This window comes from Brevibacterium sp. VCM10 (assembly GCF_000583215.1).
GTDB classification, from domain to species: domain Bacteria; phylum Actinomycetota; class Actinomycetes; order Actinomycetales; family Brevibacteriaceae; genus Brevibacterium; species Brevibacterium linens.
Window position 1 is genome coordinate 31,852 of the sequence record NZ_JAJB01000010.1, and the last position, 19,061, is coordinate 50,912.

General features: G+C 66.2%; 12 protein-coding genes and 1 pseudogene. 8 read left to right on the forward strand and 5 right to left on the reverse strand.

Annotation, left to right across the window (positions count from 1 at the left end; translation table 11 throughout):
- Positions 1-12: 12 nt before the first annotated feature.
- The gene (locus tag AD89_RS0102445; RefSeq protein WP_025777020.1) at positions 13-1,554 is read right to left on the reverse strand and encodes an FCD domain-containing protein; all 1,542 of its coding nucleotides are present in this window, start codon (positions 1,552-1,554) and stop codon (positions 13-15) included.
- 154 nt (positions 1,555-1,708) lie between these two features.
- On the opposite strand from AD89_RS0102445, the gene AD89_RS0102450 reads away from it, so the two are divergent.
- The gene (locus AD89_RS0102450; protein ID WP_155807355.1) at positions 1,709-5,116 is read left to right on the forward strand and encodes a bifunctional proline dehydrogenase/L-glutamate gamma-semialdehyde dehydrogenase; all 3,408 of its coding nucleotides are present in this window, start codon (positions 1,709-1,711) and stop codon (positions 5,114-5,116) included.
- A gap of 88 nt (positions 5,117-5,204) precedes the next feature.
- On the opposite strand, the gene AD89_RS0102455 is transcribed toward AD89_RS0102450, so the two are convergent.
- A complete protein-coding gene (locus tag AD89_RS0102455) occupies positions 5,205-5,996 on the reverse strand; it encodes a GntR family transcriptional regulator (RefSeq protein WP_025777022.1) in 792 nt (263 codons plus the stop codon).
- A gap of 336 nt (positions 5,997-6,332) precedes the next feature.
- Between AD89_RS0102455 and AD89_RS0102460 the strand changes: the two genes are divergently transcribed.
- The 7 genes from AD89_RS0102460 (at position 6,333) to AD89_RS0102490 (ending at position 14,961) form a co-directional block, all read left to right on the forward strand.
- Positions 6,333-7,472, forward strand: coding sequence for an ABC transporter substrate-binding protein (locus AD89_RS0102460; protein WP_025777023.1), 1,140 nt, complete (start codon positions 6,333-6,335; stop codon positions 7,470-7,472).
- Complete coding sequence (locus tag AD89_RS0102465) at positions 7,469-8,398, forward strand: ABC transporter permease (RefSeq protein WP_025777024.1); 930 nt, start codon at positions 7,469-7,471, stop codon at positions 8,396-8,398. Before AD89_RS0102460 ends, AD89_RS0102465 begins: the two co-directional genes overlap by 4 nt.
- Before the next feature lie 26 nt (positions 8,399-8,424).
- Positions 8,425-9,300: an ABC transporter permease gene (locus AD89_RS0102470; protein ID WP_051504997.1), complete on the forward strand. Its 876-nt coding sequence runs from the start codon at positions 8,425-8,427 to the stop codon at positions 9,298-9,300.
- Positions 9,297-10,391, forward strand: coding sequence for an ABC transporter ATP-binding protein (locus tag AD89_RS0102475; protein WP_025777026.1), 1,095 nt, complete (start codon positions 9,297-9,299; stop codon positions 10,389-10,391). Before AD89_RS0102470 ends, AD89_RS0102475 begins: the two co-directional genes overlap by 4 nt.
- Positions 10,388-11,068 (forward strand): HAD family hydrolase, encoded by a 681-nt coding sequence (locus tag AD89_RS19170; RefSeq protein ID WP_025777027.1) that lies wholly within the window; start codon positions 10,388-10,390, stop codon positions 11,066-11,068. Before AD89_RS0102475 ends, AD89_RS19170 begins: the two co-directional genes overlap by 4 nt.
- A gap of 35 nt (positions 11,069-11,103) precedes the next feature.
- Positions 11,104-12,018, forward strand: coding sequence for an endonuclease/exonuclease/phosphatase family protein (locus AD89_RS0102485; RefSeq protein ID WP_035319703.1), 915 nt, complete (start codon positions 11,104-11,106; stop codon positions 12,016-12,018).
- A gap of 258 nt (positions 12,019-12,276) precedes the next feature.
- Complete coding sequence (locus AD89_RS0102490) at positions 12,277-14,961, forward strand: ExeM/NucH family extracellular endonuclease (protein ID WP_025777029.1); 2,685 nt, start codon at positions 12,277-12,279, stop codon at positions 14,959-14,961.
- Positions 14,962-14,964: 3 nt separating this feature from the next.
- Here AD89_RS0102490 and AD89_RS0102495 read toward each other — a convergent pair whose 3' ends face one another.
- The 3 genes and pseudogenes from AD89_RS0102495 to AD89_RS0102505 form a co-directional block, all read right to left on the reverse strand.
- Positions 14,965-16,107, reverse strand: coding sequence for a PrpF domain-containing protein (locus tag AD89_RS0102495; RefSeq protein WP_025777030.1), 1,143 nt, complete (start codon positions 16,105-16,107; stop codon positions 14,965-14,967).
- 51 nt (positions 16,108-16,158) lie between these two features.
- Positions 16,159-17,484, reverse strand: a pseudogene (locus AD89_RS0102500) (MFS transporter); the annotation flags it as partial.
- Positions 17,480-18,937 (reverse strand): benzaldehyde dehydrogenase, encoded by a 1,458-nt coding sequence (locus AD89_RS0102505; protein WP_025777032.1) that lies wholly within the window; start codon positions 18,935-18,937, stop codon positions 17,480-17,482. The gene AD89_RS0102505 and the pseudogene AD89_RS0102500, both read right to left, overlap by 5 nt.
- Between the last annotated feature and the right edge of the window lie 124 nt (positions 18,938-19,061).

The window sequence follows — 19,061 nt, forward strand, 5'->3', positions numbered from 1 at the left end:
CGGCTTCCGTGCTCATCCGAGGCTGCGGGTCAGCTGAGTCCACAGCTCCTGGTCGAAGCGCCGCCTGCCGAGCAGACCGGCCATATGCCTCACGGCGTTATCGACCTTGCCGCGCCAGACCTCGATCGCCGTCTTCGCGTCCGCCCGGCTCAGCGCACTGAACATCGCACGGTCGTCGCTGACGATGCGGTCGCTGGCCGGAGAATAGTCGAGCTGCAGGATGGAGATGAACAGACGCAGCCGCAGAGTCAGGGCCTCGAAGGCACGCGCCGATTCCCGCAGCCCCGATGCTCGGGCCAGCTCCTGCTGGAAATGGAGGTCGGCGTCCTCGACGTCGATTCCGCTCCGTGTCGGCGCCGAGGCCTCGACCTGCCGCAGGGCCAGCTGCACGGGCACGAGGTAGCGCTGCGGACGCAGGGCCAAGGATCGGAGCACGACCTCCCCGATGGCCATGCGCGCGGCATAGAGGTCGAGCACGTCGACGGTCGTGATCAAGGGGATCCGTGCACCGCCGCGAGAGCCGTCGAGGAGTTTGTCATCGACCATCCGTCGCAGCGCCGCGTCGACCGAGGCCCTGGGCACCTGCATGCGACGCGACAGCAGGCGCGGATTGATCCGATCGCCGGGTTCGTATCCGGAGTCGATGATCTCCTCACGCAGTGCGATCGCCAGGTGTTCGGTGATCGATCGCGTCTCCTTCGGCAGCCATGACGAGATCTCCATTGAGTCAGAAGTAATGGAACTTCTCTGAGGCTCGTAGGGGACCGATTCCCGCCACAGCACTCCTTCGAGCCCGTGCCGGACGCGGTCGGCCAGCAGATCGAGAAGCGAACCGGGAATGTCCTGACACTCGCCGAGGCGGCCCTTGAGTGCGCTGACGAATTCGTCGAAATCCGCGCACACCGTCACCCGTGTTCCCGCATCGTCAGGCGCCGCGGCCGGGACCTCACCGAGGGGGTCGAAGACGAGGAAGTCACCGTCACCGTCGAGCAGGCCGAGCAGTTCGGCAGTGGGGACCTGCCGATGTTCGCTGTCGAATCGCTGTGCCCACCGCCCGACTCCCGCAATCCGCAGGGCCGCGGTGATTCCGGCGATGCGTCGCTGGACCCGCCGAGGCGGCACGATCGTCGCGGACTCGTCACGGCTACCTGCCCCACCTGCATCGATTCTGCGAACACCGACGATGACGAGGGGAAACCCGCTGGCAGCGAGGACGAGTTCGGAACCGCTGGCCACCTCGGTGACGGGGATCGTCAGCGCCCTCACCGACCGAGAGACGATGCTCTGACTCAGCCCCGTCGCCTCGGACAGAGCACGGGTCGAATAGTCTCGCCCGGAGATCCGGGCCCCCGCGGTCGCGACGAGAGCCTCGACGACCCGGTCGGCGGTCTCCTGGATCGGCGGGCGACCGCTGCGGGGGCGATCCTCAAGGTCGGATCGGTTCGCCCAACGACGCAGGGTCGACGGTGATGCACCCGTGCGCGCGGCCGCCTCGGCGAGGGTCGATGTCGTCAGCAGCGACACCGCGTCTCGACGGAACTCAGCGGAATACATCCCTCTATCTTAGGACTTCTGACTCAAACATTCTTAAGGGTCGACTCCATCTCTTCACCCCCGGATTTCGGCGGCGCATACTGATCTCACACCCCGGCTCCACGGTCAGCGCCGATACGTGAGAGCACCGAATCCGAGCACCGAAGGAGCACAGTTGCTGCACACCGAAACCGACCTCGACTCGCTCACCGCCCAGTCGATCGACACCGTCCGCCGGTGGCTGCGAGTGTCGACGTCGATGACCACGGCGAAGAACCCCGCAGCCGAACGCCTCTCCGCTGTCCTCTCCGATGACAACGGCCTCGACTTCACTGTCGGGTTCGTCGATCGGGTCGTGCGCACCGATGATGTCCACGCCGCCGCCGACGCGCTGGCCGAGGTCGGCAAGCTGGCGCCGGAGACGATGTCGTACCTCGACCGCGCGCAGATCAAGGCCGGTGCCGCACTGGCCAAGATCGCCCCGCAGGTCGTCGTGCCCGCCGCCCGCACTCGCCTGCGTCAGATGGTCGGGCATATGGTCGTCGACGCCCGGGACAAGCAGTTCGGCAAGACCGTGGCCGCGCTCACCGCCGACGGTCACCGGCTCAACATCAACCTCCTCGGCGAGGCCGTGCTCGGTGACGGCGAAGCCGACAACCACCTGGAACAGACCCACCGGCTGCTCGCCCGCGACGATGTCGACTACGTGTCGGTGAAGGTCTCCTCCGTGGCCTCGCAGATCTCGATGTGGGCCTTCGACGAGACCGTCGACTATGTCGTCGACCGCCTCCGTCCGCTCTACCAGCAGGCCGCGAAAGCCCCGACCGGTGCGAAGTTCGTCAACCTCGATATGGAGGAGTACCAGGACCTCGAACTGACGATCGCGGTGTTCACGCGCCTGCTCTCCGAACCGGAGTTCAAGGATCTCGAGGCCGGAATCGTCATCCAGGCCTACCAGCCCGATGCGCTCGGCGCCGTGCAGCGGCTGAGCGAATTCGCTTCCCGTCGCGTCGAGAACGGCGGGGTCGGGATCAAGGTCCGCCTCGTCAAGGGCGCGAACCTCGCGATGGAGACCGTGCACGCCGAAATCGCGGGTTGGCCTGCCACGACGTGCGATTCGAAGCAGTCCACGGATGCGAACTACAAGCGGGTCCTGCACTGGCTGTTCACCCGGGAGCGGATGAAGGGCCTGCGCATCGGCGTGGCCGGCCACAACCTCTTCGACATCGCCTTCGCCCACCACCTCTCCGTCGAACGCTCTGTGACCGACCGCGTCGAATTCGAGATGCTCCAGGGCATGGCCAGCGAGCAGGCCGCCGCCGTTACCGAGGACGTCGGAGACCTCCTCCTCTACGTTCCGGCCGTTCATCCGAAGGAGTTCGACGTCGCGATCTCCTACCTCGTGCGCAGGCTTGAAGAGAACTCTGCGTCCGAGAACTTCATGTCCGGCATCTTCGACCTCGCCAACGGCAACGACGTGTTCAAGCGCGAAGCCGACCGGTTCACCGCATCCGTCAACCAGCTCGAATCGATCCTCGAGGACGAGGGCGAGACCGCTCCGGCCCCGAACCGTCACCAGAACCGGTCGACCGAAACACTCGGTGAGACCGTGGTGCCGACCCAGTTCTTCAATGAACCCGACACCGACCCGTCCCTTCCGGCCAACCAGGAGTGGGTGCGCAGCATCATCGCCGAGGCGACCGCCCCCGGCTACCTCGACGACCGCCCGAACGCGCCCAAGGTCGAATCCACGGATGACCTCGATGAAATGATCGCCCGCGGTCGTGCCGCGGCTGCCGACTGGCGGGCCCTCGGCGCCGCCGGTCGCGCCGAGGTCCTCCACCGGGCCGCGGACATCTTCGCTGCCCGTCGCGGTGAGTTCATCGCCGTCGAGGCCGCCGAGGTCGGCAAGATGCCGTCGCAGTCCGATCCCGAGGTCTCCGAGGCCATCGACTTCATCCGCTACTACGCGCTGAATTCGCTCGAGCTCGAGAACCTTGAGGGCGCGACCTTCACTCCCGATGAGATGGTCGTCATCACTCCCCCGTGGAACTTCCCCGTGGCCATTCCCACCGGCGGCACCGTGGCGGCGCTGGCGGCCGGATCCGCGGTCATCCATAAGCCGTCGAAGCCGACCCCGCATTGCTCGGCGCTCATCATCGACTGCCTGTGGCAGGCCGGCGTGCCCAAGGACGTGCTGCAGCTGTGCGCTCCGGTCGAGCGGGAACTCGGCCAGCACCTCGTCTCGCATCCCGATGTCGACCGGGTCATCCTCACCGGTGCCTCGGAGACCGCGGCGATGTTCAAGTCCTTCCGACCCGAACTCCACGTCAATGCGGAGACCTCGGGCAAGAACGCCCTGGTCATCACCCCGGCGGCGGACCGGGACCTCGCCATGGCCGACCTCGTGTACTCGGCCTTCGGACATGCCGGGCAGAAGTGCTCGGCCGCCTCGTTGGGCATCATGGTGGGATCGACCTACGATTCCGAGCGCTACCGTCGCCAGCTCATCGATGCCGCCTCGTCGATGGTCGTCGATTGGCCGTCGAACCTCGCATCGACCATGGGCCCACTGACCGAGGATCCCTCGGACAAGCTGCGTCGGGCGCTGACGTCGCTCGAACCCGGCGAATCCTGGCTGCTCGAGCCCAAGCAGCTCGACGATTCGGGGCGCCTGTGGAGCCCGGGAATCAAGGACGGGGTCAAGCCCGGTTCGTTCTTCCACCTCACCGAGGTCTTCGGTCCGGTGCTCGGTCTCATGCATGCGAAGGACCTCGATGAGGCCATCGAGTTCCAGAATGCCGTGGACTTCGGCCTCACCGGCGGCATCCATTCCCTCGATCCCGAGGAGGTCACCACCTGGCTCGACCGCGTCGAGGTCGGCAATGCCTACGTCAACCGCGGAATCACTGGTGCGATCGTGCGTCGGCAGTCGTTCGGCGGCTGGAAGCAGTCGTCGGTCGGCCTGGGATCGAAGGCCGGCGGCCCGAACTACCTCATGCTCTTCGGCCACTTCGCCGATGCCGGCAACCAGGACCTTGAGGCGGCCAAGGCCGATGACAGGCGCTGGTTCGAAGCCGAATTCGGTGCGGCGAAGGACCACACGGGACTGCGCGCGGAGGCGAACATCTTCCGCTACCGTCCCCGTCCGATCACCGTGCGCGTCACTGCCGAGGCGAGCCTGTTCGACCTCGAACGCTCCCTGCACGCAGCCCGCACGGTGGACTCGCCGGTGCAGCTGTCCGTGGCCGAGGATGTGCCCGCAGAAGTGAAGATCGCCGTGACGAATGCCGGGGTTCCCGCCCGCACCGAGACCGCCGCCGAGTTCGCCGAGATGGTCGGCCAGGGTCGCTACGACGACACCGTGGGGGCTCGCATCCGCGTGCTCGGTCGGTTCGAGGACGAGCTGCTGGCCGCAGCCGCGCCTCGCCCGGAGGTCGCGATCATCGATGAGCCGGTGACCACATCGGGACGTGTGGAGCTGCGCTACTACGTGCAGGAGCAGGCGGTGTCGATGACCTTGCACCGCTTCGGCAACCCGAGCCGCGACTTCCACGAGCTCGCCGGCGAACTCAAGGGCTGAACGCGAGCCTCTCACTGAAGGCGGCCCGGCTCCTCGCAAGGGGAGCCGGGCCGCCTTCGTCTGTGGTTTCACGCAGCCCGCGAGGACCTCAGAACCAGTTCTGCTCGTCGGCGGTCAGCCAGCTGATCGGATTGACATTGCGGCCGTTCGACATCGCCACGGACAGGATGTTGGCCAGATAGCGATCTTCGGAGATCTCCAGCGGCCTGCCCGCGCTGTCACGACTGCGGCGCAGGTGACGCAGCAACGGTCGCCCGCGGGCGACACCCAGGAGGGCAGCGTCCTGTTGGCCGCAGACGGTGGCTGAGAAGACATGATCGGCACCGGCGAACACGATTCCGTACTGCTGGGCGAGGCTGCGGCTGACCGATGCCGCATCACCGGGAATCTTCTCGACCATCTCGCCGAGCTGCTCCGGGTAGCTCGTCCTCTCGACCATGACCTTCTCCCCGTCGAGCAGACGCACACGCAGAACCCGCAGCACACGTGCGCGGGGGTCGACTTTGAGCGCCGCGGCAGTCTCCTCCCCCGCGATGCGCCAGTTCTGCTCGATGACATGACCGCCGGGAGTCCGTCCGTGTGCACTCGCCCACTGCGCGAAGCTGCGGAATTCCTCAGCCACAGCAGCCGGACGGGGACGTCGCAGCACCGTCTTGCGCGCGCCCCGGCGGCCTCCCAGCGTGCCCTCGCTGACCAGCAGACGCAGGGCTTCGCGCACCGTGCCGGGAGCGACTCGGTATTCGGCGGCCAGAGCCGCTTCGGATTCGAGGCTCTGCCCCACCTGACGCGCCCCGGTGCGAATCGATTCCCGCACCTGCTCAGCGATCTGCTCGTACCGCGCCCCGGCTGATCCGGACGGCTGCCGCTGCGACTCAGTCACGCCCTAGTCTCCTTACAGTCCCGCCAACATGCACAACACCGCATACGGTGCTGTGCATCTACGCTACCCCACGCTCCATTCCGACGACGGCATCAGAAACATATTCTCCCTCCATCCTGATTCGCCGTCATAAGTGAGCGGCACGTCTTCACCCGCACGACCCGATCAGGTCACTTTCTGTTCACACCTCACTGGTGAAGATATATATGATCGATAATCCTCACTAGTGACCTGGGTTGTCTATCTGCGAACAGTTCCCTATCGTGGATGGGGATCGAAGCACCTCGAATGAGAACAACATGCGCTTGCGCACAAGTCCGAAAGGCGAGTACGAAGATGCTCAAACACACACGAAAGCTCACAGCTGCCCTCGCAGTGGGCGCTCTGGCGGCCCTGTCCGGCTGCGGTGGCAGCGGGGAATCTGAGGTATCCGCCAATTGGCGAGCGGCGACGTCGGTCGAAGACGGCGGGGGCATGGACGCTCTCGTCGAAGCGGCCCAGGCGGAGGGATCGCTCAACGTCATGGGCCTCTACCCCGATTGGGCCAATTACGGCGGGCTGCTCGACACGTTCGCGGAGAAGTACGACATCGAGATCGACAACGACACCTCGACCGGCGCGAGCCAGGACCTCATCAACGCGGTGAAGAACAGGCAGGGGCAGGAGACCTCTCTCGACTATCTCGACACGGGCGAATCCTTTGCCGTCGATGCCGCCGAAGAGGGCCTGCTCGCCGAGTACTACCCTGAAACCGCCGATGACATCCCCGAGAACATGAAGTCACCGGACGGCACCTGGTTCAACCACCTCGGCGGGACCATGGCCATCGGCTGCGACGCCGAAGCGGTGAAGAAGTGCCCCACGAGCTTCGAGGAGCTGCTCGACCCGGAGTACAAGGGCAAGGTCGCTATGCGCGGAAACCCGACTACGGGCGAGGCCGGCTTCATGGCCGTCGTCGCCGCGTCCCTGGCCAACGACGGCTCGCTCGATGACATCCAGCCGGGCATCGACTACTTCGCGGAACTCTCGGACAAGGGCAACCTCGTGCCGACCGAGGCCGAGGCCGGTACGTTCGAGACCGGTGAGACGCCGATCGCCGTCAACTGGGACTACCTGCTCCTGCAGTGGGCGGACGACCTCGCTGACGGCGGGGTGGACATGTCGATCTCCATCCCGTCGGACGGCACTGTCGCCTCCTACTACGCAGCATCGATCAACGAGGATGCACCGCACCCGGCAGTTGCTCGCCTGTGGCAGGAGTTCGTCTTCAGTGACGAGGGACAGAACCTGCTGCTCGAGGGGTATGTGATGCCCGGACGACTCGACGCCATGGTCGAATCCGACACGGTCGACGACGATGCGCTGTCGAAGTTGCTCGATGATGCGGTGGACCAGACGGCGCCGCAGCCGACTCAGGAACAGCGGGATTCGCAGCAGAAGGTCCTCGCCGACAACTGGGCGAAAGCGATCGGATGACCTCAGGCCCACAGTCGCTGCCGCACACCGGTGGGCTGGCCGGAGAAGATTCCTCTCCGGCCGGCCCACGGCGCAGGCGAAACCCCTCACCAGCCCTGACGGCTCTGACACCGATCACGATCATCATCGTGCTGTTCTTCGTGATTCCGATCGGCGGAATGGTGGCGACATCGTTCCTCGTCCCGGGCAGCGAACCGGGGACGAAGACCTTCGGCCTCGACAACTACACCGCACTGGGTTCGGGTTCGCGCTCGATGGCCCTGGGCAACAGCCTGCTGCTGTCGTTCACCGCCGCCACGGTAGCCGCGGTCTTCGGCGGCATCTGCGCCTGGGCGATCTCGACCGTGAAGTCGAAGATCGTCGACTCCATCACCGCAGTCATCTCCAGCGTGCTGGCCAACGACGGAGGCGTCCCTCTGGCGTTCTCCTTCATCGTCGCGGTCGGCAACACCGGCTACTTCACCGCGCTGATCACTGCGGTCGATTCGACGTTCACGCTCTACAGTGTCAAGGGCCTGATCCTCATGTACCAGTACTTCCTCATCCCCACGATGATCCTTCTCACGCTGCCCAGCTTCGTCGCGCTCAGACAGCAGTGGCGTGAGGCCAACACCTCCTTGGGCGGCACCGAACTGACCTTCTGGCGCCGAGTCGGACTGCCGGTGATCACCCCTGCCCTGCTGGGCGCCTGGCTGCTGATGTTCGGCTCCGCCTTCGGCACTCACGCCTCGGCGGCGGTGCTCATCGGCACGGGCGGCTTCCCCCTCATCCCACTCGAGATCGCCGGCCAGCTCGCAGGCTCTGCTGCCACCGGCGGAGAAGGGGTGGCCATGGCGCTGGGTGTGACCACGGGAGCGATCGCCGTCATGGTCCTCGTTGCCTTCAACGCACTGACGAAGAGGAGCGCCAAGTGGCTCGACACCTGAACAGCTCTCCGCGGATGAGGAGACTCTTGGCCTGGCTGCCACTGGCGGCCCTGGCGATCTTCATCCTCACACCGCTGTTGAGCTCGCTGACCTACTCGTTCTTCCGTGCAGACGGCAGCTTCACCACATCCGGGCTCACTGGTCTGGCTGACTCAGGAAAGATCGTGGCCCCGCTCATGCGCAGCCTCATCGTGTCGGTGCTCGCCGCCGTCATCCTCGTCGTCACGTTGGTTCCCGCGGTCGTCGCCGTCCACCTCTGGGCGCCCCGGCTGCGATCGGTGCTCAGCATCCTGTGCACCCTTCCGCTGGTTGTCCCGGCGATCGCGATCGTCGCCGGGCTCTCCGCGGTTCTCCGCAGCCTCGCATCCCAAGGACGCGGCAGCCTCGGCATGCAGCTGAACACCATGCTGCAGTCCCAGGACCTGCCGCTCGTGCTCGTCGGCACCTACGTCATCCTGTGTCTTCCCTTCACCTTCCGGTCGATCGATGCCGGACTGTCCACCCTCCCGCTGCGCACCCTCTTCGAGTCCTCGTCGATCCTCGGCGCCGGACTGGGAACCACGCTCCGCCGGGTCGTCATCCCCAACATCCGCGGACCGGTGATGTTCTCCCTCTTCTTCACCTTCGCTCTGTCCATTGCGGAGTACACGGTGGCCGCGACCCTGTCGATCAACACACTGCCGGTCTTCCTCAATACGCTCTCGAGCACGAACTTCCGCGGTTCGATCACGCTGTCCGTGCTGCTCAACCTCACCACGTGGCTGCTCTTGGCCGCTGCAACCGTGAGCGCATCGCGCTTCGGTCACCGACCGAACGCTGTGAGCGAAGACGATGAGACCGAGGCCGACGACCCGGCCCCCTCTCCGGCCGCCGCCTCAAGAAAGGACGCTGTGACCTCATGACTATCTCTGACCGCACTCGACCATCGCCCGCGAGCCCCGAGCAGTCGAACGAGCCCGAGTCCGTGCGCTTCGAGCACGTGGACAAGTCCTATGGCAGCACCGAGGTGCTCAAGGACTTCAACATCGACATCGAAGCCGGCAGCATGGTCAGCTTCCTCGGCCCTTCGGGCTGCGGCAAGACGACCACTCTGCGCATCCTCGCCGGTTTCGAACCGGTCAACGGAGGTGACGTGCTCGTCGGCGGCGAATCCGTACTGAAACTGCCGCCGAACAGCCGGGACATGGGCATGGTGTTCCAGAGCTACAGCCTGTTCCCCAACCTCAGTGTCAGCGACAACATCGAATACGGTCTGCAGATCCGCAAGGTCGATGCCGGAGCACGGCGCCGACGCACCGAGGAACTCCTCGAGATCTGCGGGCTGACCGGCATGGGCGGCCGCTTCCCGCATCAGCTCTCGGGAGGCCAGCAGCAGCGCGTGGCTCTGGCCCGCGCATTGGCCACCCAGCCGAAGGTCCTTCTGCTCGACGAGCCGCTGTCGGCACTCGACGCCTCGGTCCGTTCCTCACTGCGTGAGGAGATCCGGCGGGTGCAGCAGGCGCTGGGCACCACCACGGTCTTCATCACACATGATCAGGGAGAGGCGCTGGCGATCGCCGACCGTGTGGCCGTGATGAACGGCGGCAGGATCGAGCAGTACTCCGCCCCTCGCGAGGTGTACTCCTCCCCCGCCACCGCATTCGTCGCCCGCTTCGTCGGATCGATCAATGAGTTCGCCGTCGGCCGCGATTGGACGATCCGGGACCGCCTGCCCGTTGAACCCACACCCGATGACACCGTATTCGTCCGGCCCGAGAACCTCGCGATCACCGCGGCCGCTGACGGCTTCCTCGAAGTCAAGCACAGCACCTACACCGGCGAGCGCACGATGGTCCACCTCGGTCTGCCCGGCGACCACAGCGCACAGTGGTCGGCATCGCTGGCCTCCGCTGACGCCGACGCCATGCGACCGGGACTGCGCATCGACGCCTCCGTCACCGCCGAGCCCGCACTGCGCCAGGGCCGCAATGGCACCGAAGGACTCCGCGCATGAGCGGCTCTATCACCGGCTTCTCCGGTGCAGTCTTCGACTGCGACGGTATCCTCGTCGACTCCGAAGCGCCCTGGATCGAACTCATGGGAGACTACCTGGAGTCGATGGCCGCAGACGACACCGCAGCCGAGGATCTTCGCGGACTCACAGCAGCCGAAGCCGTGGCGCGACTGCAGCAGCTGCATAAGAGCCTCGGTTCCCCCAGCGATGTCCGACCGCCGACAGCCGAGGAGGTCGACCGCGCTTACAGCGCCGCTCTGGAACACGTCACAGCGCCCATGCCCGGTGCCCCCGAACTCGTGGCATCACTGTCAGGCAGCATCCCGATCGCCGTGGCCAGCAACGGTCGCAGCGGCGACGTGCGCGGCCTCCTCGAGCGAGCAGGCATGCTCGACCTCTTCGACGCGATCATCACTATCGACGATGTCGACCAGGGCAAACCGGCGCCGGACCCCTACCTACTGGCCGCACAGCGACTCGGGTTGGCCGCCTCTGCGGTGGTCGCCTTCGAGGACTCACCGGTGGGGTCACAGGCAGCTCACACGGCCGGATGCACGGTGATCGGAGTCAACAGCGATCCCAGCATCGAACTGGCCGGCGAGGTGCGGCTGCGGCACTTCGCCCAGCTGCGCTTCGACTCCCGAACCCGCACGCTCCTCCTCGACTCCGACAACTGACCACCCACCCGATGCCGATCATTGGAGAAGATCCCATGCCCGCTGAGACCACTTTCACCCTGCAGACATGGAACGTCTGGTACGGCGGTCGAGAAGTCGACTTCGGCCAGGAGAAGCAGTACGCGATCGCAGCGCAGTTCCCGGCAGACGTCCTGGCGCTGCAGGAGTGCTGGGGCAGCGCTGCGGAGAACCTGGCCCCGAAGCTCCTGGCGGATCATGCCCAGCGCGGATGGGATACAGCCGTGCTCAGCACCGGGCAGCTGACGCCGGTGGACACCAGCACGCTGCCCTACGCTCAGGCCGCACTCGTGCGACCGCTGCCGGACTCGTCGCGGTTCCTCGTGTGGTCCGTCCACCTCGCGCCGTACCCCTATGCGGTCTACCGAGCCCTGCAGGGTGAGGGCCAAGAGGTCGCCGATGCCGAGGAAGCTCCTCGTCTGCAGCAGATCGAAGAGATCCTCTCCGAAACTGCCCGCATCAGCGCTGAGGTCGACGAGGAGGACCTGCCAGTGGTCATCTGCGGTGATTTCAACACCCCGTCCACCGGGGATTGGGCGGCGCGCACCGACCGACCCGATATCGCCTGGCGCTCTCCCGATGCGCTGCTGGCCGCCGGATTCACCGACACCTTCCGCGCGATCCACCCCGACCCCGTCGCTGCGCCGGCCGATACCTGGTCTCCGATCGAACCGCTCACCCGTGCCGGTCATGAGGAGAAGCCCGAACCGGGCCGCACCGACGGCGCCGAACCTCGTGATCGCATCGATTTCATATTCTCCCGTGGCCTCGACATCGTCGACAGCGTGATTCGCGGCTGCAGTGCCGAAGGCCTGGTCGAAGACGGGTTCGTCGATGTAGGCGGCCGCTGTGAACTCATCCCGAACCAGCGGCAGAACCGCTTCCCGTCCGATCATCAGCTCGTTGAGACGAGGTTCGCCTTCCGCAGCTGATCGGTGGGAGCGGCGCAGCGGCTGCACTTGAGGACACCTGCGGAGGGGAACTGCCTTCCATTCCGAGTCACTGGTACTTCACTCCGTCGCGCCCTCGGCCGCGATAGCCCACACTGAAGCCACGTCGTCGGAAGCCGTAGTACAGTCAGTTCACATCGTATTCACATGATCGACACCGATGTCGACATGCATCCGGATACTGTGCAAGAGATTGCGCCGCGATCCGTGCGCTGTGATTTGTCATCAAGAAAGGCTCCTATGAACATCTCGAAGACGGCGTCCTCCACCGCGAGACTCAGCCTCGCGGCCGCTCTCGTCCTCCCGGCGGCTCCCGCCATCGCGGCCCCGGCCGCAGACAGCGACATCCGCATCTCCGAAATCGCCTACACCCTCGAGACCGACTTCATCGAGATCGCCGCCGACCCCGGCACCGACCTCTCCGGGTGGACCTTCGGCTCGGTGACTCGCGGCGGCAGCGTCTATGCGCAGGACAACACGATCACCGCGCCCGAGGACACGACGGTCGGCGATTCCGGTGCCGTCGCGATCGACGTGCCGATCACGAACTCCGTCAAGGCCGGCTCGGCCGCCGACGGCGAGTACGGTTCGAGCGCCTTCGTCATCGACGATGACGGTGAGTTGGTCGACTTCCAGCAGATCGGCGGCGTCGTCGACGGCAAGGGCGTCACCGGCACGAAGAACACCTTCACCCCCGCACCCGTCATCGGCCAGGAGGCCGAACCGACCGGAGCGACGGCCGCCGGCGGCCAGTCGATCCAGCTCACCGGCGATGCGTGGAAATCGGCGCCTCCCACCCCGAACGCCCTGCCCGACGGAGACGGCGGCGACGGCGACGACGGTGACCCGGACCCCGAAGGCGTCACCCCGATCGCCGATATCCAGGGCACCGGCGACGCCAGCCCCATCCAGGGCAAGACCGTGACCACCCGCGGGGTCGTCACCGCCGCCTACCCCGAGGGCGGGCTGAACGGCTACTACATCCAGACCCCAGGCACCGGTGGAGCAGGTGCCGACGATGAGACGCCGGCCGCCTCCGACGGCATCTTCGTCTACTCCCCCGACACCGTTACCGATATCAGCATCGACGACCACGTCGAGGTCACCGGCACCGTGTCCGAACACTACGGGCAGACTCAGATCTCCGTATCCGCGTCCGGTCTCGAAACAGTCGACGAACCCGCCGAGGCGGTCAAACCCGTCGAAGGCGCCTTCCCCGCAGGGGACGAGAAGCGCGAGTCCCTCGAAGGCATGCTCGTCCAGCCGAGCGAATCGCTGACCGTCGCCGACAACTACAACACGAACACGTACGGTGAGGTCGTCCTCGCCACCGGTGACGGCACACTGCCCCAGCCCACCGACGTCCACCGCCCCGGCACCCCCGAGGCGAAGGCCCTGGAAGCCGAGAACCTCGACCGTGAGGTCGTCCTCGACGACGGTGCCACCGTGAACTTCCTCAAGGCCGACAAGGACGTCCCCCTGCCGTACCTCAGCCAGGCGGACCCGGTCCGCGTCGGCGCGCAGGCAACCTTCACCTCACCGGTGGTACTCGGCTTCGATCACGAGAAGTGGCGGTTCCAGCCGTCGACCCGCCTGACTGGGGACAACGCCGAGGCGGTGCAGCCGACCACGTTCACCGACACCCGCACCGACGCCCCCGAGGCGGTCGGCGGGCAGGTCAGCCTCGCCAGCTTCAACGTGCTCAACTACTTCACCACCACCGGCGACCAGCTCTCAGGGTGCCAGTACTACGACGACCGCGATGGCAACCACATCACCGTCCGCGGCGGCTGCGATGCCCGCGGTGCCGCGAACGCGGAGAGCCTCAAGCGGCAGGAGACGAAGATCGTCACCGCGATCAACAAGCTCGACACCTCGGTCGTCTCGCTCATGGAGATCGAGAATTCCGCCGCCTTCGGCAAGGACCGCGATGACGCGCTGGCGACCCTGGTCAAGCGCCTCAACGAGGCGGCCGGGACCCAGAAATGGGACTTCGTCGAATCCCCGTCCGCGGTCCCGTCCGATGAGGACGTCATCCGCACGGCCCTGATCTACCAACCCGCCGAGGTGGCCCCGCAGAACGAGTCGACGATCCTTGACGATCAGGATGCGTTCTCCAACGCTCGCGAACCCCTGTCCCAGGCGTTCGCCCCGAGGGACGGTTCCGGTGAGATCGAAAAGGACAAGACCTTCGTGACGATCTCCAACCACTTCAAGTCCAAGGGATCGGGCTCGGGCCCCGGCAACGAAGACTCCGGCGACGGTCAGGGCGCGTCGAATGCCGACCGTGTGAAACAGGCCGAAGCACTCGTCGGGTTCGCCGACGACCAGCAGGAGGCAACGAACACCGACCTCGTCTACCTCCTCGGCGACTTCAACTCCTACACTCAGGAAGACCCGATGCAGGTCTTCTACGAGGCCGGATACAAGGACATCGCGGCAGAGAAGACGGACGAATCCACCTATGTCTATGGCTCGCGCACCGGCAGCCTCGACCATGTCCTCGCTCTCGATGCCTCGGACGCAGGCGAGGGGGCAGGCACGGCCCCGTCGGCCTTCGACTCGGTCACCAAGGCCGATGTCTGGAACATCAACTCGGTCGAATCGATCGGCCTCGAGTACAGCCGTTTCAACTACAACATCGCCGACCTCTTTGCGCCGGACCAGTTCCGTGCCTCCGACCACGATCCGGTTGTCGTCGGTCTCTTCGACTCCTCAGATGAGGGCGGGGACGACGACGGATCGGATGAAGCGGATGCCGGAGACAACGCCGACGGCGCAGGCGATGATGCGAACGCCGACGGTTCGAGCGACCACTCCGGCGGAAAGAACGCGGGGAAGAACGGCAACCACTGGGGCAGCCGCGACGGCGACCACCCCGGGGGCAAGAACGCAGGGAAGAACGGTCGCCACAACGGTTGGTGACACCTAGTCGGTGACGGCCACCTGCCCTCGCATGAGCACTCGTGCCGTGCGGAAGAGGGAGGTGGCCGTCACTGTGTCCGCGTCGAACACGGCACCGGCGGTCACCACGCCCGACGGGGTGGCCAGCCGCACGTCCGGCCCGACTGCCCCGGGCCGGGAGCGTCGGATGATGCGGTTGATGATCGTGTCCGGGATCTGCGCGGCTGCGGCCAGGCACATGGCTCCGGTTCCGGGCACGGCTTTGTGCGTCTGCCCTATGGAGATCATCCGCACGGGCAGGTCGGCCTCCTCGGCGGCCAGGGTCGTTCCGTCGAGCAGTCGGGTGGGCTCTGGGGCGGTGACTACGGCGACCTTCGGCACGACATCCGGTGCGTCCTCCGGTGACTCACACAGTCCCATCCGCACGGCGGCGTTGCGGCGCAGCTGCTCGATCATGCCCATCGCGTGCTCGTTCGCGTCGATCTCCTCCGGCGATTCGGTGCCCTTGAGTCCGATCGCAGCACCCGGAACGATGACGACGGGCAGGGTGGCGTCGACGAGGCTGACCTCGAACATCGCCCCACCGGCAGTGATGGACTCGGCTGCCTTTCCCGTCGGCAGGAGTCCGGCGGTGCGGCTGCCGGCCGGGTCGGGGTAGATGAGCTCGACCGGTCCGCCCGTTCCGCTGACTCCGGGCAGCACCAGATCGCCGGTAACGTCGGCCTGCCCGTCGACGACGCGCAGGCCGACGTCGACGAGTTTCTGCGTGTTCGTATTGAACAGCCGGAAGACATGCCATCCATCGGCTGCGGAGATCAGCCCGGCCGACAGGGCGAAGGGCACGACCCCGGACGACAGATTCCCGCAGTTGCCGGAGTAGTCGACGGCCGCCTCGGTGACGGAGACCTGACCGAACGTGTAGTCGAGGTCGACCCCGTCCCTCGCCGAGGCGGCCACGACGACGATCTTGGACAGAGAAGAGATTCCCCCGCCCATTCCGTCGAGCTGGCGGCCGAACGGATCGGGCGAGCCCATCGCCGAGGTGAACAGCCGGTCCCAAACCGCCGTATCCCCGTCCGAGTTCAGCGACGGCAGCGCGGATTCGCTGAAGAACAGTCCCTTGCTTGTGCCGCCGCGAACAAACGTGGCATCGATCCACCGAGTCATGGGCTTAGCGTAGCGAACCCCACTGACCCCACTTCACCGAAGCCGGCGGCCTCAGCGTACGGATCTCGGCACGATCGCCATGGCCGCGAAGCCGAGGACTGCGACGACGGCGAAGAGGTAGAAGCCCCACGGGTAGGCAATGCCTGCGGTGACGAGGGCACCGGTGATGAAGGGGCCGACGATGGCGCCGATCCGTCCGATACCCGAGGCCATACCCAGCGCGGTTCCGCGGGCCTGAGCCGGGTAGATGGCCGAGACGAAGGCGTAGACGAGCACCTGGGCGGAGAAGACGAAGACTCCGGTGATGAACACGGCGATATTGAGCAGGACCTGGCTGGTCATCGGGATCGAGAGTGCGGCGAGGAAGATCGCGGCGAGGACGAACCACATGAGCACGATCTTCTTCGTCCCGTGCCTGTCGGCCAACCAGCCGGCCAGGACGAGCCCGACGACGGCGCCGATGTTCATGACGAAGAGCATGACCAGCGAATCAGAGACCTCGTAGCCGGCGTCGGCCATGATCTTCGGCAGCCAGGTGTTGAGTCCGTAGACGAGCAGCAGGCCCATGAAGCTCGCCGCCCACACGCCGATGGTCACCAGCGCGAGCTTGCCTGAGAAGAGTCCGGCCATTCCGGTCTTCGCCTGTGCGTCGACAGTGCCGTCGACAGTGGCGGCCGGATCGGCAGCGTCTGCGTCCACCGCCTGCGCAGCGGCGGGGTTGCGCTTGAGTTCCTGAGCGATGAGGAACACCTCGGATTCGGGCAGCTTCCACAGCAACAGCGGGACCATAAGCAGTCCCGCCACACCTCCGGCGAGGAAGAGCAGGTGCCAGTTGTGGGAGTAGGCGACGGCGAGCAGGGAGATCGCCACCGCACCGGCGTGGTAGCCGGTCATCGTCAGGGTCGTGGCCTTGCCCGTCTTGCCGGACTTGTTGTACTCGCTGATGTAGGCGAGCGCACTGGGCATCACGGCTCCGAGGAAGAGTCCGGCGATGAACCGGTAGGTGGTGAACAGTGCGACGTTCGGGGCGAATGCGACGAGCAGGGTGAAGACGCTGAAGCCGATGACGCAGCCGATGATCGTCCACCGGCGTCCGATCCGGTCGACGACGGGGCCGACGGACACGGCGCCGAGGCCGACGCCGACGAGGCTGAGGGTGGCCACCATCGTGGCCGCCTCGGGGGTGAATCCGAGGGCCCCGGTTGCCAGCAGGTCGGGGATGACCGCGCCGAGGACGACGAGGTCGAAGCCCTCCAGGGCGACGGCCAGCCAGCACAGGACTGCCGGCCAGCGACCCGCCGAGGCGAAGCCGGTCGTGGATGCGGATGGGGTGGTTGCGGACATCGATGTCTCCGGGGTGGTGTGGTGTCGGTCAGAACGGGTAGGGCGCGATGGACGAGCGCATCGTCACCCATTGGGTTTCGGTGAAGGCTTCGATATTCGCCTCGGCCCCTCCGAATCGGGACCCGTTGCCGGAGTCCTTCGTCCCGCCGAAGGGGACGTTGGCTTCGTCGGAGACGGTCTGTTCGTTGATGTGGACCTTCCCTGTGTCGACGAGGTCGGCGAGGTCCATGGCCATCCCCACATCGCCGAGGATGCCGAGCGAGAGCCCGTAATCACTGTCGTTGACCATTGCGGCCGCCTCCTCCAGGGTGGAGAAGCGGGCGACGGGTGCGACGGGTCCGAAGATCTCCTGGGCCCAGGCCGGGTTCGAGGGGCTGAGGTCGGTGAGCACCGTGGGTGGGACGAAGGCGCCTTCGCCCGGTCCCCCGGCGACGAGCGTCGCACCGTCGGCGGTGGCCTTGTCGAGGATGTCGCGGACGTGGGTGCGCTGTTTCTCGTCGATGATCGGTCCGATCGCGACCTCCTCGGTGGCGGGGTTGCCGACCGGCAGGTTGCGAGCGCGTTCGGCCAGCTGTTCGACGTACTCGTCATAGATGGAGTCGTGGACGAGGTGGCGGCCGGTGGTCATGCAGATCTGGCCCTGATGCATCCACGATCCGAAGGCCCCCGCCGAGGTGGCCGGACCGACCTCGGCACCGGGAAGAACGACGAGCGCATTGTTTCCACCGAGTTCGAGGTGGCAGCGTTTGAGGAGGCGACCGGCGGCTTCGCCGACCTTGCGTCCGGCCGCGGTGGATCCGGTGAAGGAGATGACGGAGACCTCGGGTGCGGCGACGACGGCTTCACCGGCGTCGAGGCCGCCGGGCAGGACCTGGAGCAGTCCTTCGGGCAGGCCCGCCTCGGCGAAGACCTTCGCGATCGCCACTCCGGCGCACACGGCGGTGCGGGGGTCCGGCTTGAGCAGGACCGCGTTGCCCAGGGCCAGGGCCGGGGCGACGGAGCGCATGGCGAGGATGAGGGGGAAGTTGAACGGGGCGATGACGGAGACGACTCCGGCGGGCACTCGGCGGGCGAAGGACCAGCGGGGTTCGTTGGAGGTGAGCACCTGCCCCTTCGGGTGGCTGGGCAGGGCGGATGCCTCGTAGCAGATGGCTTCGGCGGAGGAGATTTCGAGTGCGGCCTTCGCAGGGATGGAGCCGGCTTCACGGATGATCCATCCGGCGAGCTCATCGGCGTGTTCGGCCCACAGGGCACCGGCGCGGCGCAGCACTGCGGCCCTTTCGGCCGGAGTGGTCTTCGCCCATTCCTTCTGTGCAGCGGCGGCTCGCGTGGCGGCGGCGGTGACATCGTCGGCGCTGGCGGCACCGAGGCGGCCGAGAGTCTCACCGGTGGCCGGTTCGATGACGTCGTAGGTCTCTCCCGAGCCGGCGGTCCAGGTGCCGGTGAAGATCTTCTCGTGCCAGTCGGTTCCCAGGAAATCAGTCATTGTCTGTCCTCACTTCTTTGTCGGGGCGGGACTGTAGTGCACCTCTCGCCAGAGTAGTGATGCGCACCACTCGAAGCGAGGATAGTCCCATTCATTGAGAATTTCGATTGAGAACCGCTAGAAT